Source organism: Nocardia sp. NPDC057455, assembly GCF_042802775.1.
Lineage (GTDB): Bacteria > Actinomycetota > Actinomycetes > Mycobacteriales > Mycobacteriaceae > Nocardia.
In genome coordinates, this window is the sequence record NZ_JBHVDM010000017.1 from 76,898 (window position 1) to 102,525 (window position 25,628).

24 protein-coding genes and 4 tRNA genes are annotated in these 25,628 nt (G+C 66.0%); 9 read left to right on the forward strand and 19 right to left on the reverse strand.

Going from position 1 to position 25,628, the window contains the following annotated elements; genetic code table 11:
• The first annotated feature begins 176 nt into the window (after positions 1–176).
• Complete coding sequence (locus ACFU5M_RS09935) at positions 177–821, forward strand: LysE family translocator (RefSeq protein WP_379046720.1); 645 nt, start codon at positions 177–179, stop codon at positions 819–821.
• A gap of 168 nt (positions 822–989) precedes the next feature.
• Here ACFU5M_RS09935 and ACFU5M_RS09940 read toward each other — a convergent pair whose 3' ends face one another.
• The 3 genes from ACFU5M_RS09940 to ACFU5M_RS09950 form a co-directional block, all read right to left on the reverse strand.
• Positions 990–1,550, reverse strand: a complete 561-nt coding sequence (locus ACFU5M_RS09940) for a dihydrofolate reductase family protein (protein WP_379046723.1) — start codon at positions 1,548–1,550, stop codon at positions 990–992.
• A 51-nt stretch (positions 1,551–1,601) separates the two neighbouring features.
• On the reverse strand, positions 1,602–2,768 hold the full coding sequence (locus ACFU5M_RS09945) for a pyridoxal phosphate-dependent aminotransferase (RefSeq protein ID WP_379046726.1): 1,167 nt from the start codon (positions 2,766–2,768) through the stop codon (positions 1,602–1,604).
• A gap of 89 nt (positions 2,769–2,857) precedes the next feature.
• The gene (locus tag ACFU5M_RS09950) at positions 2,858–3,769 is read right to left on the reverse strand and encodes a sigma-70 family RNA polymerase sigma factor (RefSeq protein WP_379046729.1); all 912 of its coding nucleotides are present in this window, start codon (positions 3,767–3,769) and stop codon (positions 2,858–2,860) included.
• A gap of 101 nt (positions 3,770–3,870) precedes the next feature.
• On the opposite strand from ACFU5M_RS09950, the gene ACFU5M_RS09955 reads away from it, so the two are divergent.
• A complete protein-coding gene (locus tag ACFU5M_RS09955) occupies positions 3,871–4,491 on the forward strand; it encodes a GNAT family N-acetyltransferase (RefSeq protein ID WP_379046732.1) in 621 nt (206 codons plus the stop codon).
• 35 nt (positions 4,492–4,526) lie between these two features.
• Positions 4,527–5,027, forward strand: a complete 501-nt coding sequence (locus tag ACFU5M_RS09960; RefSeq protein WP_379046735.1) for a class I SAM-dependent methyltransferase — start codon at positions 4,527–4,529, stop codon at positions 5,025–5,027.
• Positions 5,028–5,140: 113 nt separating this feature from the next.
• Here ACFU5M_RS09960 and ACFU5M_RS09965 read toward each other — a convergent pair whose 3' ends face one another.
• From ACFU5M_RS09965 to ACFU5M_RS09975, 3 genes are all read right to left on the reverse strand, one after another.
• The gene (locus ACFU5M_RS09965) at positions 5,141–6,232 is read right to left on the reverse strand and encodes a 3-deoxy-7-phosphoheptulonate synthase (RefSeq protein WP_379046738.1); all 1,092 of its coding nucleotides are present in this window, start codon (positions 6,230–6,232) and stop codon (positions 5,141–5,143) included.
• 321 nt (positions 6,233–6,553) lie between these two features.
• The gene (locus ACFU5M_RS09970) at positions 6,554–7,024 is read right to left on the reverse strand and encodes a carboxymuconolactone decarboxylase family protein (protein ID WP_063053924.1); all 471 of its coding nucleotides are present in this window, start codon (positions 7,022–7,024) and stop codon (positions 6,554–6,556) included.
• A gap of 114 nt (positions 7,025–7,138) precedes the next feature.
• Entirely contained in the window at positions 7,139–8,017 is an 879-nt protein-coding gene (locus ACFU5M_RS09975) for an oxidoreductase (RefSeq protein WP_379046742.1), read from the reverse strand.
• Positions 8,018–8,150: 133 nt separating this feature from the next.
• On the opposite strand from ACFU5M_RS09975, the gene ACFU5M_RS09980 reads away from it, so the two are divergent.
• A complete protein-coding gene (locus ACFU5M_RS09980; protein WP_379046745.1) occupies positions 8,151–9,767 on the forward strand; it encodes a (2,3-dihydroxybenzoyl)adenylate synthase in 1,617 nt (538 codons plus the stop codon).
• Positions 9,768–9,824: 57 nt separating this feature from the next.
• Here ACFU5M_RS09980 and nbtS read toward each other — a convergent pair whose 3' ends face one another.
• Positions 9,825–11,135: a nocobactin biosynthesis salicylate synthase NbtS gene (nbtS, locus tag ACFU5M_RS09985; RefSeq protein ID WP_379046749.1), complete on the reverse strand. Its 1,311-nt coding sequence runs from the start codon at positions 11,133–11,135 to the stop codon at positions 9,825–9,827.
• A 283-nt stretch (positions 11,136–11,418) separates the two neighbouring features.
• Here nbtS and ACFU5M_RS09990 point away from each other — a divergent pair, with 283 nt between their 5' ends.
• A complete protein-coding gene (locus tag ACFU5M_RS09990) occupies positions 11,419–13,887 on the forward strand; it encodes a glycerol-3-phosphate 1-O-acyltransferase (protein ID WP_379046752.1) in 2,469 nt (822 codons plus the stop codon).
• A gap of 39 nt (positions 13,888–13,926) precedes the next feature.
• Positions 13,927–15,339, forward strand: a complete 1,413-nt coding sequence (locus ACFU5M_RS09995; protein ID WP_379046755.1) for an HAD-IB family hydrolase — start codon at positions 13,927–13,929, stop codon at positions 15,337–15,339.
• A 246-nt stretch (positions 15,340–15,585) separates the two neighbouring features.
• Here the strand turns inward: ACFU5M_RS09995 and ACFU5M_RS10000 are convergent, their stop codons facing one another.
• The 8 genes from ACFU5M_RS10000 to ACFU5M_RS10035 form a co-directional block, all read right to left on the reverse strand.
• A complete protein-coding gene (locus tag ACFU5M_RS10000) occupies positions 15,586–16,305 on the reverse strand; it encodes a polyprenol monophosphomannose synthase (protein WP_379046758.1) in 720 nt (239 codons plus the stop codon).
• Between the two features lie 211 nt (positions 16,306–16,516).
• On the reverse strand, positions 16,517–16,699 hold the full coding sequence (locus ACFU5M_RS10005; RefSeq protein WP_379046761.1) for a hypothetical protein: 183 nt from the start codon (positions 16,697–16,699) through the stop codon (positions 16,517–16,519).
• Between the two features lie 75 nt (positions 16,700–16,774).
• Complete coding sequence (locus ACFU5M_RS10010) at positions 16,775–17,455, reverse strand: GAP family protein (RefSeq protein WP_379046764.1); 681 nt, start codon at positions 17,453–17,455, stop codon at positions 16,775–16,777.
• A gap of 404 nt (positions 17,456–17,859) precedes the next feature.
• Positions 17,860–17,933, reverse strand: a tRNA-Phe gene (locus ACFU5M_RS10015).
• Positions 17,934–17,991: 58 nt separating this feature from the next.
• Positions 17,992–18,065: transfer RNA gene (locus tag ACFU5M_RS10020), tRNA-Asp, on the reverse strand.
• Between the two features lie 29 nt (positions 18,066–18,094).
• Positions 18,095–18,167 (reverse strand) — tRNA-Glu (locus ACFU5M_RS10025).
• A 94-nt stretch (positions 18,168–18,261) separates the two neighbouring features.
• Entirely contained in the window at positions 18,262–18,927 is a 666-nt protein-coding gene (locus ACFU5M_RS10030) for a TetR family transcriptional regulator (protein ID WP_379046767.1), read from the reverse strand.
• Between the two features lie 979 nt (positions 18,928–19,906).
• Positions 19,907–19,982, reverse strand: a tRNA-Lys gene (locus ACFU5M_RS10035).
• 64 nt (positions 19,983–20,046) lie between these two features.
• Here ACFU5M_RS10035 and ACFU5M_RS10040 point away from each other — a divergent pair.
• The 3 genes from ACFU5M_RS10040 (at position 20,047) to ACFU5M_RS10050 (ending at position 21,153) form a co-directional block, all read left to right on the forward strand.
• Positions 20,047–20,436 (forward strand): hypothetical protein, encoded by a 390-nt coding sequence (locus ACFU5M_RS10040; protein ID WP_379046770.1) that lies wholly within the window; start codon positions 20,047–20,049, stop codon positions 20,434–20,436.
• Between the two features lie 157 nt (positions 20,437–20,593).
• Complete coding sequence (locus ACFU5M_RS10045) at positions 20,594–21,031, forward strand: tyrosine-type recombinase/integrase (RefSeq protein WP_379046773.1); 438 nt, start codon at positions 20,594–20,596, stop codon at positions 21,029–21,031.
• Entirely contained in the window at positions 20,923–21,153 is a 231-nt protein-coding gene (locus tag ACFU5M_RS10050) for a tyrosine-type recombinase/integrase (protein WP_379046802.1), read from the forward strand. Before ACFU5M_RS10045 ends, ACFU5M_RS10050 begins: the two co-directional genes overlap by 109 nt.
• On the opposite strand, the gene ACFU5M_RS10055 is transcribed toward ACFU5M_RS10050, so the two are convergent.
• The 4 genes from ACFU5M_RS10055 to ACFU5M_RS10070 form a co-directional block, all read right to left on the reverse strand.
• Entirely contained in the window at positions 21,150–22,580 is a 1,431-nt protein-coding gene (locus tag ACFU5M_RS10055) for a hypothetical protein (protein ID WP_379046776.1), read from the reverse strand. The genes ACFU5M_RS10050 and ACFU5M_RS10055 overlap by 4 nt on opposite strands.
• Positions 22,581–23,061: 481 nt before the next feature.
• A complete protein-coding gene (locus ACFU5M_RS10060) occupies positions 23,062–23,538 on the reverse strand; it encodes a hypothetical protein (protein WP_379046779.1) in 477 nt (158 codons plus the stop codon).
• Between the two features lie 256 nt (positions 23,539–23,794).
• Positions 23,795–23,947 (reverse strand): hypothetical protein, encoded by a 153-nt coding sequence (locus ACFU5M_RS10065; RefSeq protein ID WP_379046782.1) that lies wholly within the window; start codon positions 23,945–23,947, stop codon positions 23,795–23,797.
• 1,425 nt (positions 23,948–25,372) lie between these two features.
• Entirely contained in the window at positions 25,373–25,522 is a 150-nt protein-coding gene (locus tag ACFU5M_RS10070) for a hypothetical protein (RefSeq protein ID WP_379046785.1), read from the reverse strand.
• Positions 25,523–25,628: the final 106 nt, after the last annotated feature.

A 25,628-nucleotide genomic window follows, 5' to 3' on the forward strand; every position in this document is an offset into this window, starting at 1 on the left:
CTTCCGCAGTGGCGATGTGCTACGTCCGGATACGCGCCTCGAGCCGGTGCCGCCACAGTCGCCGGGAAGCACCGGATATTTCCAACCGGCTCCTTGAGTCCGCCCCGCTCATTCCCCGTCCAGCGGCTGTGAAGTGGACCGCGACAGGGCGCGGTGGGGCGGGTGAGGATCGGGGCATGATCGAGATGGCGGCGGTGGTGGGGGTTGCGGTTGCGGCGTTGGGGATGGTGCTCACGCCGGGGCCGAACATGATGTATCTGGTGTCGCGGACGGTTTCGCAGGGGCGGCGGGCAGGGTTGGTGTCGTTGGCGGGGGTGGCGGCGGGGTTCGGCGTGTATTTGGCGGCGGCGACCGCGGGGATCACCGCTGTGTTCGCGGTGGTCCCGGGCCTGTATCTGGCGGTGAAGCTGGCCGGGGCCGCGTATCTGGGGTGGCTGGCCTGGCAGGCGGTGCGGCCGGGAGGCGTCTCGGTTTTCGCACCCACAGCGCTGTCGGCAGACCCCGCCGGACGGCTGTTCACGATGGGGCTGGTCACCAACCTGCTGAATCCGAAGATCGCGATCATGTACATGGCGCTGATTCCGCAGTTCGTCACGCCGGAGCACGGCGGGGTGTGGTTGCAGAGCCTGTGCCTGGGGGCGGTGCAGATCGCGGTGGCGCTCACCGTGAACGGCCTGATCGTGCTTGGCGCGGGTGGTCTCGCTACGTTCCTCACCGGGCGCCCCAGGTGGCTGCGCATCCAGCGTTACGTCACCGGCACCATGCTCGGCACGATCGCCGCTCTCCTCGCCACCGACCGCACCCGCCCGATTCCGGCCTGAGCCCGGTCCAGGGACCAGAAGACCGGAGACCCGAGACCGGAGACCCAGGACCCGGAGGCCAGGGACCGGAGACCCAGGACCCGGAGGTCGCGTCCGGGGGCCGGGATCGGAGGCGAGGGCGGGGCGCGGAACATCCTCGACCCAGGTCGGTGAAAGTTCCTCGTCGAATCAGCGCTGATCAGTCGCGTTCGTCAAGCGATAGCGCAGTTCGGCGAATTGCCCCGCCTGCTCGACGCCGGTGAGCCGCATCCGGGAGGACAGGAGGCGCCGCGGCAGCAGCGGGGCGCCATCGCCCAAGCTCACCGGAGCCACGCTCAGCATGATTTCGTCGAGCAGGCCGGCGTCGGCGAATTGCCCGGCCAGGTCGCCGCCGCCGACGACCCAGATATTGCGATCACCGGCCGCCTCGGTCATCTCTCGGTGCACCGACTCGACCGCCCCTGAGACGAACCGGAGATTCGCGCCGGGTATCGCGGGAAGTTCCCGATGGGTGAAGACCCAGCACGGCAGGTCACCGTAGTACTCACGCCAGTTCTCCGGCGACTCGTTGGCCACCATCCACTCGTAGGTGGTCGCGCCCATGCACATGGCGCCGACCTGTGCGAGGAAGCCCGCGATGCCCGCCTGCGCCTCGTCCGCTCCGTCCACTTCGAAAAGCCAGGTGAGCGAGTTGTCCGTATCGGCGAGGTATCCGTCGAGGCTGGTCGCCGTGTAGTACTGGGTTGTCATGCCACGCACGATGCCAGCAAAACCTGACAGATCACGGCAGGGTTCGGCGAATCAGCCGCGGTGCAACCGGCGGACTCCCTCGTCCAGGGTTTCGTCGCGCTTGCAGAAGGTGAAACGCACCAGGTGATTCCAGGCGGCGACGTCGTCGGCGAACACGCTGACCGGCACCGCCGCCACGCCGACACGCTTCGGCAGTTCACGGCAGAACGCCACACCATCGGCGATGCCGAGCGGGGTGATATCGGCAACGACGAAGTAACCGCCTGCGCTCGTGTACACCCGCATCCCCATGTCGGCGAGCGCGGCGGAGAGACGAAGACGTTTCTCCGACAAAGCCTCCCGCAGCTTCCCGACCCAGCCCAGTTCATGGTTGATCGCGTGCGCCACAGCGGGCTGGAACGGCCCGCCCGCTACGAAGGTCAGGAACTGTTTGGCCGTGAGTACCCCGTCGATCAGCTCGGCAGGCCCGCATGCCCACCCGGTCTTCCATCCGGTGACGCTGAAAGTCTTCGCCGCGCTGGACACCACGATCGTCCGCTCGGCCATACCCGGCAGGGTCGCCAGGCTGATGTGCTCGGCGCCATCGTAGGTCAGGTGCTCGTAAACTTCGTCGGTCAACACCAGAATGTCCTGTTCGCAGGCAATTTCGGCGATGGCCTGCAGGTCCGCGCGCCCGAGCACGGTGCCGGTCGGATTATGCGGCGAGTTGACGATCAGCATCCGGGTGGCGGGAGTGATCGCGGCACGCAGGCTGTCCAGGTCCAGGACGAACCGGTCCCCGTCGGCCACCAAGCGTGCCGTGCGCCGCCGGGCGCCTGCCAGTGCCACGGCCGCCGCGTACGAGTCGTAGTACGGCTCGATCAGCACGACCTCTTCGCCCGGCTCGACCAAACCGAGCACAGCGGCGCTGATCGCCTCCGTCGCGCCCACGGTGACCAGGACTTGCGAGTCGGGGTCGTAGTCGGTCCCGTAGCGCCGGGCTCGGTCGTCGGCCACCGCTCGGCGCAACACCGGCATGCCGCGGCCCGGCGGGTATTGATTGAGTCCGTCGGCGATGGCGCGACGCGCCACTTCCAGCATGCTCGCGGGCCCGTCGCTGTCGGGGAATCCCTGGCCCAGGTTGACCGCGTCGTGCCGGACGGCGAGCTCGGTCATCTCGGCGAAGATGGTCGATGCGAAGGGGCGCAGGCGGGCAACGGTCTGGTGTCGCGAGGGCATAACCGGAGACTAGCCTCCTACCTCGACCTCATCGCGAACCCGGCCACGCGGGAAACCGCCGGGCCTGCGTGGGGTTGCCCGCGCCGGGCTCAACCCAGCCGGACCCCACCCAGCTTGGCTGGATTCGCCAGGTCATAGGTACCCCAGACCACTCCGTCATGCACCGTGAAGCCGACCACCCGCGCGGGGTAACCGCGCCGGCCCTCGGACGCCGAACGCGCCGCGACCCGCAGACCCAACTGCCCGTTCACCGAGACGAATTCGTAGACCGGCGACGCGTCGTCCAGCCCGTACTTGCGCACCAGGCCCAAGTAGAAACGGGCGATGCGATCCGCGCCGTGCAAGACGTTGATCGCGGTGGCGGTGGTGCCGTTGGCATCGCCGATCAGCACCGCGTCCGGATGCAGGGCCGCCGCGACGGCGGCCACGTCACCGGAGCTCAGCGCGATGAGAAAGCGCTGCACGGCGGCCTCGTGCTCGGCATCGGGGACCGGCTGCGGCGTCTGCGTCACCGCTTTGCGGGCACGAACCGCCAGTTGCCGCGCGGCGTCGGCGGAGATGCCGAGAATGTCGGCGATCTCATCGAACGGCACCGACAACCCGTCGTGCAGCACGAAGGCCACGCGCTGCGGCGGCGTCAAGGTGTCGAGCACGATCAGCGCGGCGAACCGGCACTCCTGCTTGCGCACCACGGTTTCCAGCGGGTCGGGCGCGCTCGACGGCGTGCGAGCGGTCACCACCGGTTCCGGCAGCCACTGGCCCACGTAACTCTCTCGCCGCACCGCCGCGCTACGCAAACGGTCCAGGCAGATACGACTCACCACGGTGGTCAGCCAAGCCCGCAGGTCATCGATCTCGGACTGGTGCGCGCCCGCCAAGCGCAACCAGCTCTCCTGGACCGCGTCCTCGGCGTCGCCGACGCTGCCCGTCAGCCGATAGGCGACCGAGAGCAGATGCGCCCGATGTGACTCGAACAGGTCGGAAAGCAGCGCGGCAACCATCGAGGTAGCAGTCTACGGTCCGGTTCGAAACGTTCCCGCGCGGCATCGGCGGCGGGGGTGAACCGGATGAGCCACCGAACCTTCCGTGACAGCATGGCGCGATGGACCACCACGTGCTGTCGAACGGAACGATCTGGCTGTCGGCCCCGACGACGGACGATATCGACACCATCACCGCGTGCTGCCAGGATCCGGCCATCGCGGAGTGGGTGACCATCCCAGTGCCGTACGTCCGGGACAGCGCCGTGACCTTCATCGAGGAGATGGTCGTTCCGGGTTGGGCGGCGCGCAGCCCGATCTGGGCGGTGCGGCCGCGTGCCGATGGACCGGTGATCGGCACGATCGGTCTCCGCGAAGTCGACGGGAGCGCGGCGGAGATCGGTTTCTGGCTCGCTGCGGCGCAGCGGTCACGCGGCCTGATGACGCGGGCGGTCGAGCTGGTGTGCGAGTTCGGTTTCCGCGCCGACGGCCTGGCACTGGAACGGATCGCCTGGCGCGCGTTCGTGGGCAACTACGCCTCGGCCGCGGTCGTCCGGCGCGCCGGATTCCGGTACGAGGGCATGTCCCGGCTGGGCAGCATCCAACGCGGACGACGCCGCGACCACTGGATCGCCGCTCGGTTGCGCACCGATCCGCCCGGTCCGGCGGACGACTGGCCCGCGGAGTTCGCCCGTGGCGTGACGCCGATCGCCCAGGCACCCCGGCCCGGCTCGCCCCGATGACCGCCGATTCGCGATTCGCGTGGATCGTGCGAACCATGGCCGTGCGGCCCGCCGACAGTGTGCTGGAAATCGGTCCCGGCTCCAGCGATTCGATCGCCTACCTCGCCGGGAAGGCGACCGACGGCACGGTCGTCGGCGTGGAACGCTCCGCCACCGCCATCTCCCGCGCAGGCAAGCGGCATGCCGCGGGGCCGGCGTCGGGCCGGGTCCGGTTGGTGCACGCCGATCTCGCGAGCCTGGACCCGGACCGGCTGCTGCGCGAGACCGGGGTCGGCGCGGCGGGTTTCGACAAAATCCTGGCGGTGAACGTCAACCTGTTCTGGACCAAGCGCCCCACCGCGGAACTCGCCCTGATCCGCCGACTGCTAGCACCCGGCGCGACGCTTGGCCTGTTCTACGGCTACGGCACGCCCGACGCCGCGACTGCGACCAGTCCGAAGCCGTCGCTCGCCGGGTTGACCGAACACTTGACCGGGGCAGGCTTCGGTGTCCGAACCCTCTCTTCCGGCGATCTGTTGGGCGTGCTCTGCGTCTGACGATGCTCGACCGACGGCGTGTGCGCGTCTCGCATGAACTTTCGCCGCGTGCCACTTCACCGCCGGCCGACGTCATGCTGTGCCCCGTCGGCTCGAGCGGAACCTCGGACAGGTCAGCCCTCGCGGCGCTGCCGCACCGCCTCGGCCAAGCGGTCCAGCTGGCTCGCGGTGGTCTCCCAGTCCAAGCAGGCGTCGGTGATCGACTGCCCGTAGGTGAGCTCCTCGGCGTGGCCGAGGGTGAGGTCCTGGCGTCCTGCGACCAGGAAGCTCTCCAGCATGACGCCGACGACCGCGGTCTCGCCCGCAGCCAGCCGCCGCGCGATATCGGTGACCACGTCGACCTGCTTGTTGTGGTCCTTGTTGCTGTTGCCGTGGCTGGCGTCCACCACGATCCGCTCCGGCAGTGCCGCCTTCTCCAGCCGCAGGCACGCCTCGGCGACCGAGGCCGCGTCGTAGTTCGGGCCGTTGCTGCCGCCGCGCAGGATCACGTGGCAGTCCGGGTTGCCGGTGGTGCGGATGAGCGCGGCACGACCGTCGAGGTCGGTGCCGGGGAACACGTGGCTGGCCGCCGCGGCGCGCACACCGTCCACCGCCACCTGGACGTCACCGTCGGTGCCGTTCTTGATCCCGACCGGCATCGACAGTGCGCTGCTGAGCTGGCGGTGCACCTGGCTGGCCGCGGTGCGCGCGCCGATCGCGCCGTAGGAGACGAGGTCGGCGATGTACTGGGGAGTGATCGGGTCGAGGAATTCACAGGCCACCGGAAGACCGAGGGCGGTGATGTCGACCAGCAGCTTGCGGCCGAAGCCGAGTCCGGTGTTGACGTCGAACGAGCCGTCCAGATGCGGGTCGTTGATCAGGCCCTTCCAGCCCAGGCTGGTGCGTGGCTTCTCGAAGTAGACCCGCATCACCACGTGCAGCCGGTCACCGAGTTCGGCGGCCTTCGCCGCGAGACGGCGCGCGTAGTCCAGCGCGGCGGCTGGGTCGTGCACCGAGCACGGGCCGACGATCACCATCAAACGATCGTCCGCGCCGTTCAGCACATCGACGGTGGCCTTGCGTCCCGCACGGACGGTGTCGGCGAGGGCATCGGTGATCGGATGTACGCGACGCACCTCCGCAGGCGAACGCAGGGGGCTGACGTTGAGGGTGCGTTGATCGTCCAGATCGGAATGCCGTGCGTCGACGTCGGCTGCGGTTGTCATGTCGTGGGTTCCTTTTTCTCGGGACCGACCCACGGACGAGAATCCCGTCGAGCCGGTCCATCGTCCGGCTCGGGGTGGAAGTTCGTCAGCGCACGTGGTAGCCGCAGACCAGCCCACCCAGGGCCGGCTTGCTAAACCAGAAATACACGCGCTGCACGTCCGGCACAGTACCAGCCCACGACCGGTCGGTGAACGAGGTTGTTAGATACGCCACGGTGTCGGTGGTCGACACGTCTTCCGGTCCGCGGTGTCCATGAGCGCCGTCCGCGTTCCCCGCCGACGGGGCCGCGAACGGCGCGGTCGATACCGGACGACGCGGGTTCACCCCCACTGGCCCGGGACGTAACTTCCCGCCGGAGTGCGCGCGATGACGTTCATCCGGTTCCAGGCGTTGATCATCGCGATGGCGGCGATGAGGGCGGCGATCTGGTCGTCGTCGTAGTGCTTGCGCACTTCCTGCCACACTCCGTCGCTGACCGCGCGGCCGTCGCCGATCCGGGTGGCCTCCTCGGTGAGCGCCAGTGCGGCGCGCTCGGCCTCGGTGAAGACGGTGGCCTCGTGCCACGCGGCGATCAGGTTGAGCCGCACCGAGGTCTCGCCCGCGTGCGCGGCGTCCTTGGTGTGCATGTCGGTGCAGTAGCCGCAGCCGTTGATCTGGCTGGCCCGGATCTTCACCAATTCATAGGTGGCGGCATCGAGAGTGGAGTCGTTGATCACTTTGGAGGCCATGGTGAGCCGCTTGATGAAGCTGCCGCCGACCGAGTTGGAGAAGAGTTCGAAGCGCTGTTCCATGATGTCCGTCCTTTGCCGTTCCTTGCGGGTTCATCAAGAGGACGACGCGGTGCGCGGGAGTGTGACAACGGACGGTGAGACCCGGCTCACAGCATCCGGAAGGCCAGGTGGCGCTTATCCGGTGAAGTCGTAGGTGACTCCGGTCAGTTTCTCGGACAGCTGCCACAAATCGGCCGCGACCTTCTCGTTCCGGGATGCTTTCGACGATCCGGACGGCCCGGGATATCCGCGCATGCCGCCGAAGCCGATCGGTCCGTAGTAGCCGCCGGGCTCGACGTCGGTGGTCGCGGCATACAGCGTCGGCAGTGCGCCCATCGCGGCGCTCTGCGCGAACACTTGGTTGCCCACCCACATCACCCGGTCGAGGAAAGACTCGGTGTGTGACTGCAACTCGGTGGACGCGTAGCCGGGATGCGCGGCGACCGAGACTTTCGGCGAGCCCGCCGCGGTCAACTTGCGCTGCAACTCACGAGCGAACATCAGGTTGGCCAGCTTGGCCTGCCCGTAGGCGGCCCACCGCTGATACTTGCGCCGCTCCCAGTTGAGATCGTCCAAGTCGATCTTGCCGACCTGATGCGCACCGCTGGAGACCGTGACGATCCGGTCCGAGATCCTGCCCAGTAGCAGTCCGGTGAGCGCGAAGTGACCGAGATGATTTGTGCCGATCTGTTTTTCGAACCCGTCGGTGGTGCGACCCTCAGGTACGGCCATCACGCCCGCGTTGTTGATCAGCACATCGGCCCCGTCGACCCCTTCGGCGAACGCCCGGACCGAAGCGAGATCGGCCAGATCCAGCTCGCGCACCTGCGCCCGGTCACCGAGCCCGGCGGCCACGCGCTCCCCTTTGGCCACATTCCGGCAGGCGAGCACCACTTCCCCGCCCGCCGCGGCCAACGCACGCACCGTCTCGGCTCCCAGGCCACTGTTGGCCCCTGTCACGATGAACTTCCGGCCGCTCTGATCGGGGATGTTCGAGGTGTCCCACCTGGTCATGCCGGAAAGTCTATGTGCGATAGCACCGGGCGGCAGGGTTGAACACGCCCGGGCCGGTCCGCGCGGCGGCATTCCAAGTAGGGTTGCCTAACCTATATAAGGGATCCTTGGCTTGAACTTTGTGAGGCACACCGTGACTTCCATACCGACCGAGTCCGCGCATCGCGACGGCTACGTACCTTTTCCCGCGGACAAGGCCGCGCAGTACCGCGCCGCCGGCTACTGGGCCGGGCGTCCGCTCGGGGACCTCCTGCGCGCGACCGCACACCGGCATCCACAGCGTCCCGCGCTGCTCGACGCGGAGGGCACACGCAGCTATGCCGACATCGACGCCGCCGCGGACCGGATGGCCCACGGGCTGCTTGCGCTCGGCATCGTTCCCGGCGATCGCGTGGTCGTCCAGCTACCGAACGTGCCCGAGTTCCTGACCGTGCTGTTCGGCCTGCTGCGCGCCGGGATCATTCCCGTGTTGAGTCTGCCCGCGCATCGACGGGCCGAAATCGAGCACCTCACACGGCTTTCCGACGCGGTCGGCTACATCGTCGCCGACCGGGTGGGCGACTTCGACTACCGGGAACTGGCGTCGACCGTGCGGGATGCGGCGCCGTCGCTGCGCCACGTCCTGGTACTCGGCGATCCCGGGCTGTTCACCGACTTGGCCTCGATACCGCGCGACGGCGGCGAACTGCCCGAGATCGATCCGGGTGACATCGCCTTGATGCTGGTCTCCGGCGGCACCACCGGCCTGCCGAAGCTCATCGCGCGCACGCACGACGACTATTTCTACAACGCCACCGCCAGCGCCGAACTGTGCGAACTCAGCGAGCGGGACGTGTACCTCGCGACACTGCCCGCGGCCCACAACTTCCCCCTGGCCTGCCCCGGGATTCTCGGCACCGTCGGGGTCGGCGGTGCGGTCGCCTTCGTCAGCGATCCGAGCCCGGAGAACGCGTTCGCCGCGATCGAGCGACACCGGGTCACGGTCACCGCCGTCGTGCCGCCGCTGGCACAGCTCTGGTGCGCGGCCACCGAATGGGAAGAAGCCGACCTGAGTTCGCTGCGTCTGCTCCAAGTGGGCGGCGCGCGACTGGCCGAGGTCAACGCCAAGGAAGTGACCCCGGCGCTGGGCGCGACGTTGCAGCAAGTGTTCGGCATGGCCGAGGGCCTGCTGAACTACACCCGGCTCGACGATTCCGCCGAACTACTGCACACCAGCCAGGGCCGTCCGCTCTCGCCCGCCGACGAGATCCGCGTGGTGGACGGCGACGGCAACGACGTGGCGCCCGGCGCGGAGGGCGAACTGCTGACCAGGGGGCCGTACACGATCCGCGGCTACTACCGCGCACCCGAGCACAACGCACGCGCGTTCACCCCGGACGGCTTCTACCGCAGCGGAGATCTGGTCCGCCGCCTGCCCAGCGGGCATCTCGTGGTATCCGGCCGGATCAAGGACGTGATCAACCGCGGCGGCGAGAACGTCTCCTGCGACGAACTCGAGGAACATCTGCTCGCCTATCCCGCCGTCCGGCACGCCGCCGCCGTCGGGCTGCCCGACGCGGCGCTGGGCGAGAAGGTCTGCGCTGTCCTGGTCGTCGACGGCGTGATGCCGACGCTGGCCGAGATCAAAACCTTCCTCACCGCACGCGGACTGGCCACCTACAAACTGCCGGATGTGCTGCGCCGCAGCGACGAACTGCCGATCACCGCGGTAGGCAAGATCGATAAGAAGGCACTGCGCGCCGAACTGTAGCGCTGCCGGAAGATCGGCGGACAGCGCATCATCGGTGCGCTGCCCGTCCGCCTTCCGCTATGCCTTGACGACGTAGGGCGCGATGCTGCCCAGCTTCTCGCAGGTCTCCTCGAACTCACGCTCCGGCCGTGACTGGCCGACGATGCCCGCGCCGGCACGCAGCCAGGCGCCCTCGGCGTTCTGGTACACCGCACGCAACACCAGCGTCGCCTCCATCGCGCCGGTCGGCGAAACCGTCACCACCGCACCGGAGTACAGCCCGCGCGGGTCGTGATCGAGCCGGAACACCGAGTCGACGCCCGCACGCTTGGGAATTCCCGAGGCGGTCACCGACGGAAACAGCACCTCCAGCGCGTCCCAGCTGGACCGGTCGGCGGCCAGCCGCCCACGCACCGTGGACGCCAGATGCTGCACACTGCCCCGCTCACGCACGGCCATGAAATCCGACACCGCGGGCGTGCCGGGATCCGCGACGGCCGTGATCTCCGCGAACGAGGTCTGCACCGAGATCGCGTGCTCGACGATCTCTTTCGGGTCGGTCACCAGATCCGCCCTGGCGGCGAGATCGGCCGCGGACCCCCGCCCGAAGGCCCGGGTACCGGCCAACGGCTCGGTGGTCACCACCCGGTCGTCGTCCACCGACACGACCAGTTCGGGGCTGAAACCCGCCGCTTCCAAACCACCGAGCCGCAGCAGGAACGAGCGCGCGGGTGTGTTGTGCGCGCGCCCGAGGCGATAGGTGGCCGGAACATCTACGGTGAACGGCAGATCGACCTTCCTGGACAGGATGACCTTCTGGTACCGCCCGTCCTGGATCTCGCCGACCGCCTCGGCCACCCGGTCCCGGTAGCCGGTCGGATCTATGCGGATGTCGGCCGGATGCGCCTGCGGCAACTCCGCGTTCTGCGACTGCGCGATCAGGTCGTGGATGTCTCCGGTCTCCGTCGGCGTCGCACCCGAGATCCGCACGCCGGATTCGCCCACCCGCACCTCGATTCGAGGAACCATCAGGTGCGCGAGCGCGGTGCGCGGGTCCAAGTGCTCGGTGGCGTCGAGCGCCCACGCGCAGAATTCGAATCCGATCCAGCCATAGGCATTCCGCCCGTCGAGTGCAAGCGCGCCGAGCGCGCGATCGATCACGCCCGCCGGATTTCCTTCCCACCGGCTGGTCGTGGTCTGCCCCTCCCAGGTGACGCGCAACTCTCGCACGTCCAGTTCGACACTGCCGATCGGATCGGCGGCGAACACCCACTCCCCCGGACGCTCGTACATCACGTACTCGCCGAACCGATCCGCCCCCGCCAGCCGGGACATCGCTGCCGCCGGATCGGTCACATACTCAACCCGCAGGCGTTCCGTGGTCGACAACGATCCTCCAAAGGTAACCCTGGCCTAACTTGTGCAGGTAAGGTTAGCATTACCTCCTTCAGTGTGCGGATGTGCTGGCGGCCACAGCGCGGACGCCGAGCGATCATTTCGGAACGGAGGTCCCCGCACGGCAAGTACTTTCGCCGCGCTCGCCCCGCATCCCGCGCGGCGATCACGCCAACCCTTGCCCGCCGAACCGAACTCACCGCGCCGACTGCCTGCGGGGAATACCCCCGCCGGGATTGAATAGTGGAGAGCGTCACCTGCGGAGGGAAGAACATCGATGATCGATCACCGCGGCGATTCACCCGCGACAGCCCGGCCCGGGACCGCACCACAGTCGGTGGTGGCCCTGATCGACGCCACCTCGGGGGTGGAACGCGAACTCGTCGGCAAGTGGCTCGCCGACGGCGGGATCAGCGCGGAGTTCGGTACCGAAGCGCCGGTCACGCAGTTGGACCTGGACGCGGGCGCCGTGGCCGCCCGGCTGGTCGGCAGACGCGACGATCCGCTGGTGGTGCCGATCCGCGTGCTGTGGCTACCGCCGGAACGCGACGGCGTGCGCCGCGTCACCTTCGCCGATCTCGCCCTGCTGACCAACCCGCGCAAGCCCAATCGGCTGGCGCAGCGCAAACTGCTGGCGAAGTCGCCGGACCGGCACGTCGTGCTGACCGGCGCGCCGGCCCGGCTCAGCGAGTTGCGCGCGAACAACCCGGAGGCTTCGGCGCTGTTGGGCAAGGGCACCGCCGAGCCGTTGGCCCGCGCGGTCGTGCGCGCCGCGGTGGTGGCGCTCGAACGCGCCGAACGCACCATCATCGGCGACCGGTACAAAGTGCCAAAGCTGGTCGCCGAGGAGATCCTCGACTCCCCCGACTTCTCGCGCAGGCTGGAGCTGATCGCCGACCAGATCGGGGCGAGCCCGCACGAGGTGTACCGCCGCGCGGAGAAGGGGCTCAACGAACTGGTGGCCGCCCAGAGCAGGCTGGTCTCCGATCTGTTCACCCAGGCCATGCGGCCGGTGCACGCCTCGACCTGGAAGGTGGATCCCGACGAGTCGGGCCTGACCGGGTTGCGCGACCTCAACCGCCGCTATCCGCTGGTGTTCCTGCCCTCGCACCGTTCGTACGTCGACGCGTTCGTGCTCGGAGACGTGCTGGCCCGCAACGATTTCCCGCCCAACCACGTGATCGGCGGCGCGAATCTCGGCTTCTGGCCGATGGGCCCGATCGCCCGGCGCACCGGAACGGTGTTCATCCGGCGCAGTTTCGGCGACGACGAGGTCTACAAGGCCGTCGTCGAGGAGTATTTCGCCTACCTGCTGGCCAAGCGCTTCAACCTGGAGTGGTACTTCGAAGGCGGCCGCACCCGCACCGGCAAGCTGCGGCCACCGCGCTACGGCTTGCTGAACTACCTCGCCGCGGCGGTTCGTTCCAACCGCATCGATGACGTCATGCTGGTGCCCGTCTCGATCACCTACGAGCGGCTCAACGAACTCGGCGCGATCGCCACCGAACAAGAAGGCGGCAAGAAGAAGCCCGAGGGGCTGACCTGGCTGGCGCGCTACATCCGCAGCCAGCAGCACTCCGCCGGGCACGTGTACGTCCGCTTCGGCGAGCCGCTGTCGGCGCGCGACCGGCTTTCCGCGCACGGCGATCCGCTCACCACCCCGCCGCTGACCATCCCGCTGCACCACATCGAGCCGGTTCCGCCGCCGCGCACCGATGCGGGCATCGTCGACAGCGACCCGCCGGAAGTCGCCGAGCTGGAACGAAAGGCCGTGCAACGGCTGGCTTTCGAAGTCGCGGTCGGCATCAACGCGGTCACGCCGATCACGGTCAACGCGCTGGTCACCCTGGCATTGCTGGGAGTGGACGGGCGCGCCCTCACCCTCGGCGAGGTGCGTACGGTGCTCAACTCGGTGCTCGGCTACATCGACAAGCGCGAGCTGCCGCGCGGCGAACTCGACGCGCTCCGCGACGAACAGGGCCTGGCCGTGGTGCTGGAACAGCTCTCGCTGGCCAAGGTGGTCACGGTGTATCGCGGCGGGATCGAGCCGGTGTACTCGATCGAGTCGGGTGCGCATCTGGAGGCCGCCTTCTACCGCAACAGCGCCGTGCACTGGTTCGTCAACCGCGCCATCCTCGAGCTGTCCATCCTGGCCGCGGTCGACAACGACGAGGCCGACGCCCTGAACACCGGCTGGGACGAGGCGTTCCGCCTGCGCGATCTGCTGAAGTTCGAGTTCTTCTTTCCCGAGCGCGGCGAGTTCGCCGATCAGATGGTGGCGGAGATGCTGCTGGTGGATCCGGACTGGTACAGCCACACCCGCCGGGACACCTTCGGCGCGGACATTCTGGCGAAGCTCACCGCCTCCGGCTTCACCATGGCCCACCGCGTGCTGCGCTCCTTCGTCGACGCGCAGCTGGTGGTGGCCGAACGGCTCGCCGCCCGGGACGCGGGCGACGAGATCGACCGCAAGGAGTTCATCACCGAATGCGTGGCGGTCGGCAAGCAGATGAAGCTGCAGCAACGGCTGCACAGCCCGGAGTCGGTCTCCACCGAGTTGTTCACCAGTGCCCTGAAGCTCGCCGACAACTACGGCCTGCTGGAGACGGTGGCCGACGACGAACCGGAGGATCGCCGCGCGGAGTTGCTCCGGCGCAGAACCGAATTCGCCGAACGTCTGCGCAGTATCGGCACCCGCATCGCGCAGGCCGCCGCGCTCGACCCGTCCAACCGGGAGGCGCGGTGAGCGATCGACGCCCGAGCATCGCGGTATTCGGGAGGTTCGATGACCGACGCGCGCGCTGATCTCGACGCCGCGCTCGCTGCCATACGTTCCGGTCCGCAAGGCCGCGCGGTCGCCGCGGTCTTCGAATTCGGGGGCGCTGTCGTCGACGGCCCCGGATCGCGGCACCGGCTGCGCCGCAAGCCGGCCGACGTGCTGCTCGGCGGCATTCGCAAGCACATGACCGACGGTGAATACGGCCGGTTCCTCCGCGAACTGTCCGAGGCGCTGGCCGGGCGCTCCGAACAGGAACTCGACGAACTGGGCAGGCATCTGTTCCAGCACACCGTCTACGGGTACCTCTACCCCGAAACGTGGCAGCTGATCCGGACCCATCGAGCGGCCGGGCACACCATCGTGCTGGTCAGCTCGCTGACTCGGTTCCAGGTCGCGCCTGCCGCCGCGCAGCTGGGCATCGAGCACGTGCTCTACACGCCCATGGCCACCGACGAAGGTGGCCTGACCGGGCATCCCGATGGCAAGCCGCTGTGGCGCAACGGCAAAGTCGAGGCGGTTGCCGAGTTCGCCGCCACGCACGAGGTGGATCTCGAGCGCAGCTACGCCTACGCCGACGCGATCGCCGACCTGCCCATGCTGTCGCTGGTGGGGCATCCCGTGGCGGTGAACCCCGATGACGCCCTGGACGCCATCGCCGACCGGCAGCGCTGGAGCAGGCTGACCTTCCGGCCGCGTCCCCGGCCGCGTGCGAGCGACTACGCACGTACCGCCGCGGGGTTCGCCGGGCTGCTGGGAGGCGCACTGTTCGGAGTCGCGTCGAAAGCGGCTACGAAGGACCGGCAACAGATGGCCGACGCGTTGATGGCGCACGCGGCGCGCAATACGCTGCGAATCGCGGGAGTGCAGGTGCGGGTCACCGGCGCCGAGAACGCGAAGTCGCCGCGGCCCGCGGTCTTCCTGTTCAACCATCAGAGCCAGTTCGACATCATCATCGTGCCCGAGGTGCTCGGCGGCGGCGTGACCGCGATCGGCAAGAAGGAGCTGACCAAGAATCCGGTCTTCGGGCCGCTCATGCGCTTCGTCGGCGTGACGTTCATCGATCGGGCGGACACCGTGCAGGCCAGGGCGGCGTTGCGGCCGGTGGTGGAGACGCTGCGCGGCGGCTTGTCGGTCGCGGTGGCTCCGGAAGGAACTCGCTCCTACACTCCCGAGGTCGGGCCGTTCAAGAAAGGCGCGTTCCACATCGCGATGCAGGCGGGGGTGCCGGTGATCCCGATCGTCATCCGGAACGCGGGCGAGATCTGCCGCCGCAACGCGATGGTCGCCCGGCCGGGAACGGTCGACGTGGCGATTCTCGACCCGATCGACGTCAGCGCATGGGATCCGGGCGATTTGGACGACAAAGTGGCGGAGGTACGCCAGTTGTTCGTCGATACGCTGCTGAACTGGCCATGCTGATCAGCCGAGAGCACGCCGCACTGCTCTGCTGCTTGTGGGCCGGGGGCGTACTCACGGGCTTTCGGGTGCTCGGCGGCGGCGCGGCCTGACGACCATCGCCGCGGACGTCCTGTGCACCCCTCGTCCCGTCGGCTATTCACCAGGTACTCGTGACCGGGTCGGAGGCAAGGAGCAACCGGCTCGTCGGCCGCTGACCGGAACAGCCGGGCTCCGTGCCCTCGGGACGCGGGGCCCGGCGGCAGATGCTCAGACCGCGCGGCCGAACAGCAGCTTCCACGGCATGAGCGCCGACTCGAGCTGCACTCTGAGGCTCATCTTGGACGCGCCGAGCGTGCGCTCCTCGAACCGGATCGGCACCTCGGCGATCGCGAACCCCTTCTTGATGGTGCGGTAGTTCATCTCGACCTGGAACGAGTATCCGTTGCTGCGGATCGAGCCCACGTCGATGGCACGCAGGGTGTCGGCCTTCCACGCCTTGAAGCCCGCGGTGGCGTCTTTGACGCCCAGCCGCAGGATCAAGTTCACATAGAAGTTGGCCCAGGCCGACAGCGCTTTGCGGTACCACTTCCATTCCGCGGCGGTCGAGCCGCCCGGGACGTAGCGGGAACCGAGCACCACGCCCGCCTCGGTGGTGGTCAGCTTCTCCAGCATCGCCGGGATGACCTCGGCGGGATGCGACAGGTCGGCGTCCATCTGGATCACCACGTCCGCACCTTCGTCCAGCGCGCGCGTGATACCCGCCACGTATGCCCGCCCGAGCCCGTCCTTCTCGGTCCGGTGCAGCACACCGACCACGTTCGGCAGTTCTGCGGCCAGCTTGTCGGCCACCTCGCCGGTGCCGTCCGGCGAGCTGTCGTCCACCACGAGTACGTGCAGGTCGGGCACCGGCAGCGCGGTCAGCCGCTCCACCGCAACCGGCAAATTCTCCCGCTCGTTGTAGGTCGGCACAACAACGGTAACCCTCAAGGGTCGCCCTCCCTGCTGATCCTGGTTTCCGCTCGCAGCCCACGCCAGGACTCCCGAGCATTCGTCGAGTTCTGGAGAACCGTACTCGATACACCTGATCGCGAACTGAGCGGCCGCACCCGGTGCGGCACCGCCCGAGCCTCCGACCTGCGGCTCAAGATCAACTTATCGTGCCCGGGAAGGCTTTCCGCCGGCCATGCCCCGCGCCGTCTCAGTCCCCGTCCCGCCAGGCCCGATCCCGGGCGTCTTCCCGCGCGTTGCGCGCCTGCGCGATCTCGAGCGCCCGTTCCGCCGTCGCCTTGTCCGGGTACGGCCCCATCCGGTCACGGAACCAGCACTGCCGCCCTTGCTCGGCTCGATTGTGCTTCAAGCAGTAATACCAGCGCTCAGCCATACCTCCAGCATCCCACCGAACAGCGCGCCTCAACCGCATTTGCGCCATCCATCGGCGGACTCCGGCGACCGCAATTCACCACCAGAGGCTTCGGTAATGGACGAGCGCGTCGCACAGGAGAACCACACCGAAGATCGCGAAGAGCACGCGCACCGAAATCGGGCCGTATGTGGTGATTATGCGAACAACTTTTCGATACATCCGCCGCGCCCCGGTCGTCCGCCGCATTGCGAGGCCGAGTATCACCAACGGCGGCAGCAATGCCAGCGCGCAATAGGCGACGACGATCAGTGGCCACAACGCCGGTAGCGGATGCCGTGCGGAGATCATCGCGAGTCCGGCGAGATAAGGGACCGCGGTCGGCGCCTGCGCGATCCCGATAGCCACGCCGAGGCCGGCGAGTATCCACGGTCGGCGGTGCAATGCCGTCGCCCGGCGCGGGGCCGCCGTGCCGGTCATCCGAATACTCGCGAGAACGATCAACAACACACCGGCGCCGAGTTCACCCCAGTACCGAATCGCCGGGGTGATCCGGAAGTCGATCAAATCGGTCAGAAAGCCGATCCCCAGGATGGTGCAGATCCCGAAGGCGGTGGTGACGGCGAAGACGCCCGCCAGCAAGCTCAGACCGCCCACCAGCGGTGAGCGACGGCTCAACCTGCTGTCGTAGACCACAGCCGTGGTGACGCCGATCAGCAACAGGTCGAGCGAGTCGAGGAAGGCGAACCCCGCGAGGGCGAGGAGAAGGGTCGACATGGCCGCGCCAGCCTACCCGCGCCGGGCAAGCCACTCCCCGATCCCGAACACAGATGCGGCGCTGTGTGATTCGCCACACCCCCCGATCGCACTCAACCCACGCCCCGCCCACGACGACGCTCGCTTACCCGACCATGTCGGTGAAGAGATTTCGTCGAGCCGGATCAAGCCAGCCGTCTCCCGTCACCGAGCGGGAGATCAACGCGACCAACACCGCGCGACGCCGGGAGACCGACCAGAACGGACTGGCCGAAGGACGGGGGAACGAACCCCCGAACGCAACCACCATCAATGGGTCCGGGGACGAAGCCCGCCGGGCGGGGCGTGGGGGTTGCACCCCCACAGGAATAACGAAACGAGCCCAGTTCACGCTCTCCGTGAACTGGGCTCGCCTACGAGTGGAGTGGCCAGGGCCGGGATCGAACCGGCGACCTTCCGCTTTTCAGGCGGACGCTCGTACCAACTGAGCTACCTGGCCGCAGGCACCCGAAGTGAATGCCATACGCGAAACGCCGGATATCTCCGGCGCTTACTTGCGACCCTGACGGGACTCGAACCCGCGACCTCCGCCGTGACAGGGCGGCGCGCTAACCAACTGCGCCACAGGGCCATGCTCTGCTTCCAACGATCCGAAGATCGTACCCCCTACGGGATTCGAACCCGCGCTACCGCCTTGAAAGGGCGGCGTCCTAGGCCGCTAGACGAAGGGGGCTCGTCCCGGATTTCTCCGGACCGGCTTTCAACGGCTGTCCGTTGGGAGCTGGGATAGCTTATGACAGACCCGACTCGAATCCCAAACCGGCTGGTCAGAGGCTCAAACCGAGCTCCTCCAAGCGGGCCTGGGTACGCCAGCCGTCGCTGCGGAACTTCTCCAGCCATTCCAGGGTGGCCATCGCCTCGATCACGACCTCGAGCGCTTCCTCGAACCGTGCCCGCAGATCGACCTGTCCGCCGAGCAGGTCCACCATGTATCGCTGGCCGGCCAGCGCGGCGGCGAGCGTGCGGGTGAACCGGTCGGGGTCGGCGTCCGCGCGCAGCTGCCCGTGGTCGATGGCGCGGACGGTGAGCACCCTGGTGGTGCGGCCCAGGATGCGGCCGCCGCCGGCCTGCACGTCACGGTAGAAGTCCGGCTCGATGATCAGGCGATACTCGGCCTGCACGATGATGTCGTGCTCGAGCCGTAGCGCGATCTCGTCGACCACCCCGTGCAGGATGTCCAGCGGGCTGAGATCCGTTCGGGCCAGCCAGCGCTCGGCGGAGGCGCGGTAGCGCTCCACGGCGGTCTCCAGCACCGCGCGTGCCAGATCTTCTTTCGAATCGAAATGGAAGTACATGGCGCCCTTGGTGGCACGCGACCCTTCCAATATGCGGTTGAGCGATGCAGCGGCATAGCCGCTCTTCCCGAACTCAACGGCGGCGGACCTGATAATCGCCGCCCGTGTCCGGCGCGCCCGCTCTTGCTGCCGTGCCATGCTCGAAACGCCTCCGAAGCCTACTCGCCGCCAATCAGCCACCCCCGAAGGAACGGACCCTCGGCGCGAATTCATGAGTTTTATCAATACGTCGAACCCGATTTTCGACCGATTTCAAACCTTCGGTACGAAAACTCGCGGAAAACCTGTAACACACCAGCTGGTATAGTTTGCCTGCCCGGGTGCGCCGCAGGGGGTGCGCATCCGGGCATTTCTACGTCTAGAACGTGCCTCCTCCTGCGGCATCGAGCTCCGTCGAGCCGTGGCCGGCCGGACCGACCGCGGCGCCTTCGGACACAGCAACGACAATCCGAATTCCGCGACATCGATCGAGTCGATGATTCTTTCGGAATTCACCAAGGCGCCACCGTACCCGGAATCCCGATCCGACACGCGGCAAACCGGAGAGTCAGGTAACCATCCGATTCCACTTTCTGTTACGGCAAATATTCGGCAACCCAATCGGCGCTGCCGGTGGGTGCACGAATTCGCCAGCAGCCCAGAATGGTTCACGCGAGCCGACCGGCAAGCCGGACAACCGGCCGCCGCCCACGTCTCGCCCGCCAACCCGCCCCACGAGCCTCGCCCGGCCAGAGCCGTTCACCCCCTGCAAATCCAAAGACATTGCCAGCCAACATGATTGAATGATATCCAGATCCAGCGAAGATGAACAAAGCTGGGTGCCATAGGTTTACCGCCTGCATCGCCCCCGCGCACGCCGTGTTACCCCCGTCGCGCCGCCACGCGACGCACTTGCCACGCCACGCCGACCCCACCCATCCACCCCGCCCGTCGACACGAACTCCCCCGATTGGGGCATCCGCCCCCGATCGCACTACACTGTTCCTCCGCGCCCCTATAGCTCAGTTGGTAGAGCTACGGACTTTTAATCCACAGGTTGTGGCGCTTCTACCAGCGGAAACGCTAGAATCGTGGGGCAAACGTGGGGCTCGCAGCCCCCCACGCCCCGCCGTCGCGATGGTGCCCCCTGTAGGACTCGAACCTACGACCTAGTGATTAAAAGTCACCAGCTCTACCAACTGAGCTAAAGGGGCTCGGCTGGACAGCATAGCTGACAGCGGCTGTGGGGCACGAACCGATTGAAGGGTGGATCAGTCGATGGCGTGGGCGGAGAAGCTCCCCAGCGGCAAGTACAGGGGCGTCTACAGGGACGCGAACGGGAAGAAGCGGAGTGCCGGCACCTTCGCCCGGAAGGCGGAGGCAGAGCGGCAGGCCGGGACCAAGGAGGTCGCCGAACGTCGGTCCCCCACTCCCGACGGAGCCGACAAGATGACGTGGGGCGAGTGGGAGCCGACGTGGACGGCCGCACGGATTGTGAGGAAGAGCACAAATCGGTCCGATGTAGCTCGCCTGCGTGATCACGTCCGCCCACGGTGGCAGAAGGAACTACTCCGAGCGATCACGACCGACGAGGTTCAGAAGTGGGTGTCCGACCTCACCAACAGCGGTATGGCACCTCGACGGTCGCCAAGTGTTACTACCTCCTAAGCTCCTCGATGAAGGCTGCGCACCTCGCGCGTCGGATCGATGTAAACCCGTGCAGCGGTATTACCCTCCCAAAACCGGGCCCGATGCCCGAGCGCTACCTCGATGATGAAGAGATAGCAGCCATCGAGGCATCACTCTTCCGTTCGACCTCGTTGTCGTGGAGCTCCTGCTTGGTACTGGCGTTCGCCTCGGTGAGGCGATGGGCTTGCATTGGGAGAGCGTGAACCTCAAGCGCCGCGAGATTGTCGTGGAGTGGGCGTACGACCCAGTGGAGCACGAGATGAATCCACCCAAGGATTACGAACGTCGGACTATCCCGATTGGCGACAAGCTGACGAAGTTGTTGAAGTCTCGCCTGGATCGTGTGGGCATGGGCAAGCCTGCCGCGGCGCCTGTGAAATATCCGCGGAACGCGCGTGTCCACTCTGGCCTCGTCCTTGCGCACACCCAAGGACGACCGTTCGATTCAAGCAACCTCCGCGACCGATTCGAGGCTTCCGTCCGAATCGCCTACGTGGGCAAGAGCAGGAATCGCCATCAGATCGGCGCGTGCGGCTGCACGACCTCCGCCACACTTACGCCAGCCGCCTCCTAGAACGAGGTATACCGATCGAAGACGTCTCACGACTGCTCGGACACGCGTCGGTCACCACGACGATGAGATATGCGCACCGTGCAAAGTCTCGCTGGGACTCTGTGCGTGCGGCATTGGACTAGTCAGCAACGGTGCCTACCACCTCCTCTTCGTCATCTCCACATCTCGTAGAGGTCAGGGCATTCCCACCACTCGCGCATGTAGCGGATGCCGACTTCAGCTCTTTCTCCTTCACGTATCGCCGCAAATTCTCAAGCAGAGGCCATGTCTGCCAGTGCGACTGAGACAGTTGACGCGTGCTCAAAAGAGTCTTCAGGATACTCTCAGCTTCATCATGTTCGTCTAAGAGCGCGTGTTTTGCCAGCACAAATCGCATGCTGGCAGCCGACACATCCCAGTTGGAGATATCGGATCGAATAGACTCCAACTTGCCGGTCTCTTTGAGCGCTATCCAGCGGTTCACCTTCAAGATCAACGCAGTATCCGCTGCTTTTGCGCAGCCTTGAACACAATCCGCCAGGTCGATAACAGCTCCGTACCTTTTGGCCAGAAGTAATTCATACGAGACCTCGGTGAGCAAACCATCTTGTATTACTGCAGACGACTCATCGGCGGAGCCCAACTTATCGAAAACGCGCACGACAAGTGCCGTCCCTGCAGCTTGAAGCCAGTCAATCACCGAAAGCACGTATTGCTGATCGACCACGATCTTGAAATCGTCATTACGTGCGACTTTACGGGGGGTTTTCGATAGGTAAATGTCGTTTACCACCCCGCCATTATGGACTATTAGATTTCTGCGCAGAAATGCTTCTACAATTTCATCTCCATACCCACTGACATCAGATATATTGACACCGAATTTTTTATTAGTCCAATCGAACCATGAAGATACGTCTTTGCGCATAACCGATTCCACTCGGTCCTCGATGCTTGCATTTTTGAACGCCTCAAGGTTGCAAAACTTCGCCACATCTGCATACGAGTACTGCTTTTCAGATGACTCCACAGCTTGAGGTATCGCCCGCAAATGGCAACGAATCGCATCGCCAACCTGGATTTCGAACGCGCTGGCAGCACTGACAAGCAAAGAGGAGAAAAGGGCTTCCTTACGCGACTTGCGATCAATAGTCTTACGCCAAGCAATATCCCAATTCCAAGGACCGGCATCGCACTGACTCAACTCCTCAACGAGGGACGCCAAGATCGGCTGAACCATTGCCATCGGACCGCTCGGAATATTCTCCAAGTCGCCCTGTTCAACTCTTGCCAGAAGTTCTTCCGCTTCTTGCGCAACCCGGCGTATAAGCTGGGAGTATATTTCGTCAATAATTTCTTCCGAATCATCTGTATTCCATTTTCGGACAGCTTCTCGGAATACAGCTTTTCTAGGAATGTTCACCCCCTCGCTGGTATGGGAATGTAAAGCTAGATCCCGAATCGCTTCAACAGATTCGGTGAATTGCAAGTAGCTATAATAAAGATGACGAAGAGCCCGGACTCGCGGGCTTTCTTTCACAACTTTCGAATCATCCGGATCATCACTCATAAAGATACCCTATCCCTTGGCGCTGCGCGACCTCGCGGGCGTCGAAAACAACCAAAACTATACCCTCCATTTGACAGCGATATAGGCGAATGCCGATTTTTCCAATTAGCTTCGGATTCGACGCTACGTAGCGACACTGAGCCCCCTACAATCGACGTCCGCGCTGTTCGTTCTGCAGTCCGAATTGGCGGCTGCGATCCAACCCCCGAACATCTCGCGGCTCACCAGCCGAGCAGGCCTTGTAGTTGCTTTGGCCGCGGTAGACCACCACGACTCCTGCCTGGCGCACCTGTACTCCTCTGGGCGGCCTGCCTCCCGGCGAGGGGGGGTGCTTGGGCAGAGCCCAGCCTCGTAGCCGACACGAATTTCGTTAGATTTTCCGGCGATTGCTACCGGAACCCCGCCTAGGCGGCACCAGCTGGGCGCGCATCCGCGGCGGCTCCCGGCCATCGGCGTACCGGATCAAGTCGGGCCGGGTTGGTCAGGATGCTTGCGCTGCTTGCAACCCGAGGAACCGAGCCGCTTGCGCAAGATGGAGCTTGCCCACCTCCGTGGCGTCTTCGACGCTGTAGGGGATGTAGGGGATGCCCCTGCTCTCCAACTCTCGAGCCTTGGGCGGCAACAGCGGCAGCTCGACGGCCCTGCAGGCTGCGTCGTCAGCCGGTGTCGCCATGCCGCTGCGGTAGAGGATGATCGGCGGATCGGCGGCTGCGAGTTCGTCGCGGCCTGCGGCCAGCAGGCGCCTACCGAGTCTGTCGCCCGGTCGGGTGGTGTACACGCTGCGAACAACCGCGATGTCGGATTCCCCTCCTATTTCGTGAGCGGTGGCTATTGCGACTACGCGGGCGTCGACCAGGTCAACGGCGACCCACCCCCACTTCCAGCGCTTTCTGGGCGGCAGGTCGCCCCAACCGTCGTGAACACTACAAATGGAGATGGGATCGGCGTTGGTGGTCATGTATCAATATGACGCCCTGCAGAACCTCACAGTCCAGGCACACAAGCACCAGACAGTGCAGGTATGGCGGCGCGTGCACCATCGCGCGCAGTCACCCTTCGAGATCCAGAGCGACGACATGGATGTTCAGTCGACGCCACGCGGGCGTAGTGCGTAGGCAGGCGAGTTGGTCGCGCATCCGCAGCGGCTTCCGGCCATCCGCGTGCCGGAGGGTGTAGGTTACTTGGCCGAGTTAATTGCCGTCCACGGTCGGGATCTAGTGCGTCAGGGTGCCGGCGGTTTCACCACGGATCTCCAACCCGGCGCCGTTCACGTGCCGAGGCATCTCCGGATCGCGAAGTAGCAGCGCGTCCAGACGCACCCAGACCGGCCGCGGCAGGTACGTGTCCGGCCGGTAGTGAACGGACATCTGTTTGTCACCATGTCAAGGTGGTTCTCCAATGCCTCTTCGAGCACCACCGGCTGTAGGGTGTATTACACCCTCCTTCTTAGCGGTCCAGCGCTCCGTAGCTTGACTTAGGAACGCGCCGCCAGGTTGTGCGGGAAATACGGATCGCCGAAGAGGCGGCCCTACAAAGACAGAGCGCCCGGATCCTGACGGCCCCAGGCGCTCCGGATCACTGACGCGGCCGCGGGCGCCAACCTTCAACCGCGCGCAGTGACACAGCCGACAGCTTGGCCATCAGTGCCAAGCTGTCGCTTTGTGTGTAGGACAACCACACCGAGACGGCGTCGAGTCCCCACGCGATAGCTCTGCACCAACGTCGAGCTGCCTCCACCCGGTCCGGAGGCGGACCTCCATCCCTGGTGGATGCTGGGTTCGGGATATCGGGCGGATCCATTCAACCTCCTACTGCGACCACCGACCTTCGGCGGCCGCGTCCGAGTCCCTCTCCGTGGTTGTCGAGAGGGGAAGTGCAGCAGGAGGTTCGGCAAGATCGAGATCACGCACGAAGCCGAACAAGGCGACAGTCTAGAGGCAACCAAACGACATGTACGTCACCATCGGGCGCGGCTGAGGCAGAGGGCATCTCGGACCTGGGAGGTTGGTCGTCTGCATACGCTGAACAGTACGCAGCAACTGCGTACTTGCGCCCCCGTGCGGCACTGAAATTTTACTGAAACTATCGGCGTGTCGCGCCAAAGTTCTCGGTGTGTCGAAGATAGACGTCGTGCGCACTGAGTGCCTTGAAATCGGCCATGTCGCAAAGTATGTGACGACTAGAACGCGCATGGACTGCGCATTTGGTGCGCATCAGGTGCGCCTTAGGTGCGCATTAGGCAGAAACCTGTGTCGGCGGAACGTGAAAACTCGTTCCGTTGACAACCTGCTGATAGCTCTTATCGGTGCTGACAAGTTGCTATCAGGTTGACTACCTCAGTCGGTTCGGCAACTGGTCCGTCTGCATGGGAGCCGCGGTAGACCTACACAACTCTCGCGTGTTCACCCACCCCTCTCTGTGCAGGCCTGGCCTCGCCGAGAGCGGGGGTCCGGCGGGCAGAGCCCCCGCGCGCAGCCCCAGGCTGCGGATCTCCTGGAGTGGAGCACGAGCCTGTCGTGGTGGGGTTCCTCTCCGCTTGGCCTGGGGCGTTTCGATCACACGGGCTCCGGTCGTCAAGGGTGGCGCTTGCGCCATCGGCTTGCCGACGCCGTAGGCGCCCTTGACGGCCGGTGACCGTGTGATAGGCCCCGTTCATGCCGAGCGGTGAGGTGCCCCACCACGACAAGCCGAGCGAAACGAAAGCGCGAGCGCAGCTCGCGGTTCCACCCCGGATCGCGCCACGCGCTGCACCACCATGCAGCTGCACGAGCCAGCGCACCACGCACCCACCGTCACACGCGCCACGCCAGCCGGAAGCCGGCCAGCCGCGTGCAGTAGACCGCAGCCGATGCAGACGACGCCACCACCGTCACCGTCTCCCAACGCAACCCACTCGCGAACTTTCCGATGTCCACCCAACGCAACCACTTCTTTTCTCTCAACCACCACCCCAACCCCCTCCCTCTTTTGATCTTTTGATTTCTGATTGCTCCCCCACCCCCTCCCCGTCCGACATCTCGTGCACACGAAGTGGGTATGAGATGTCGC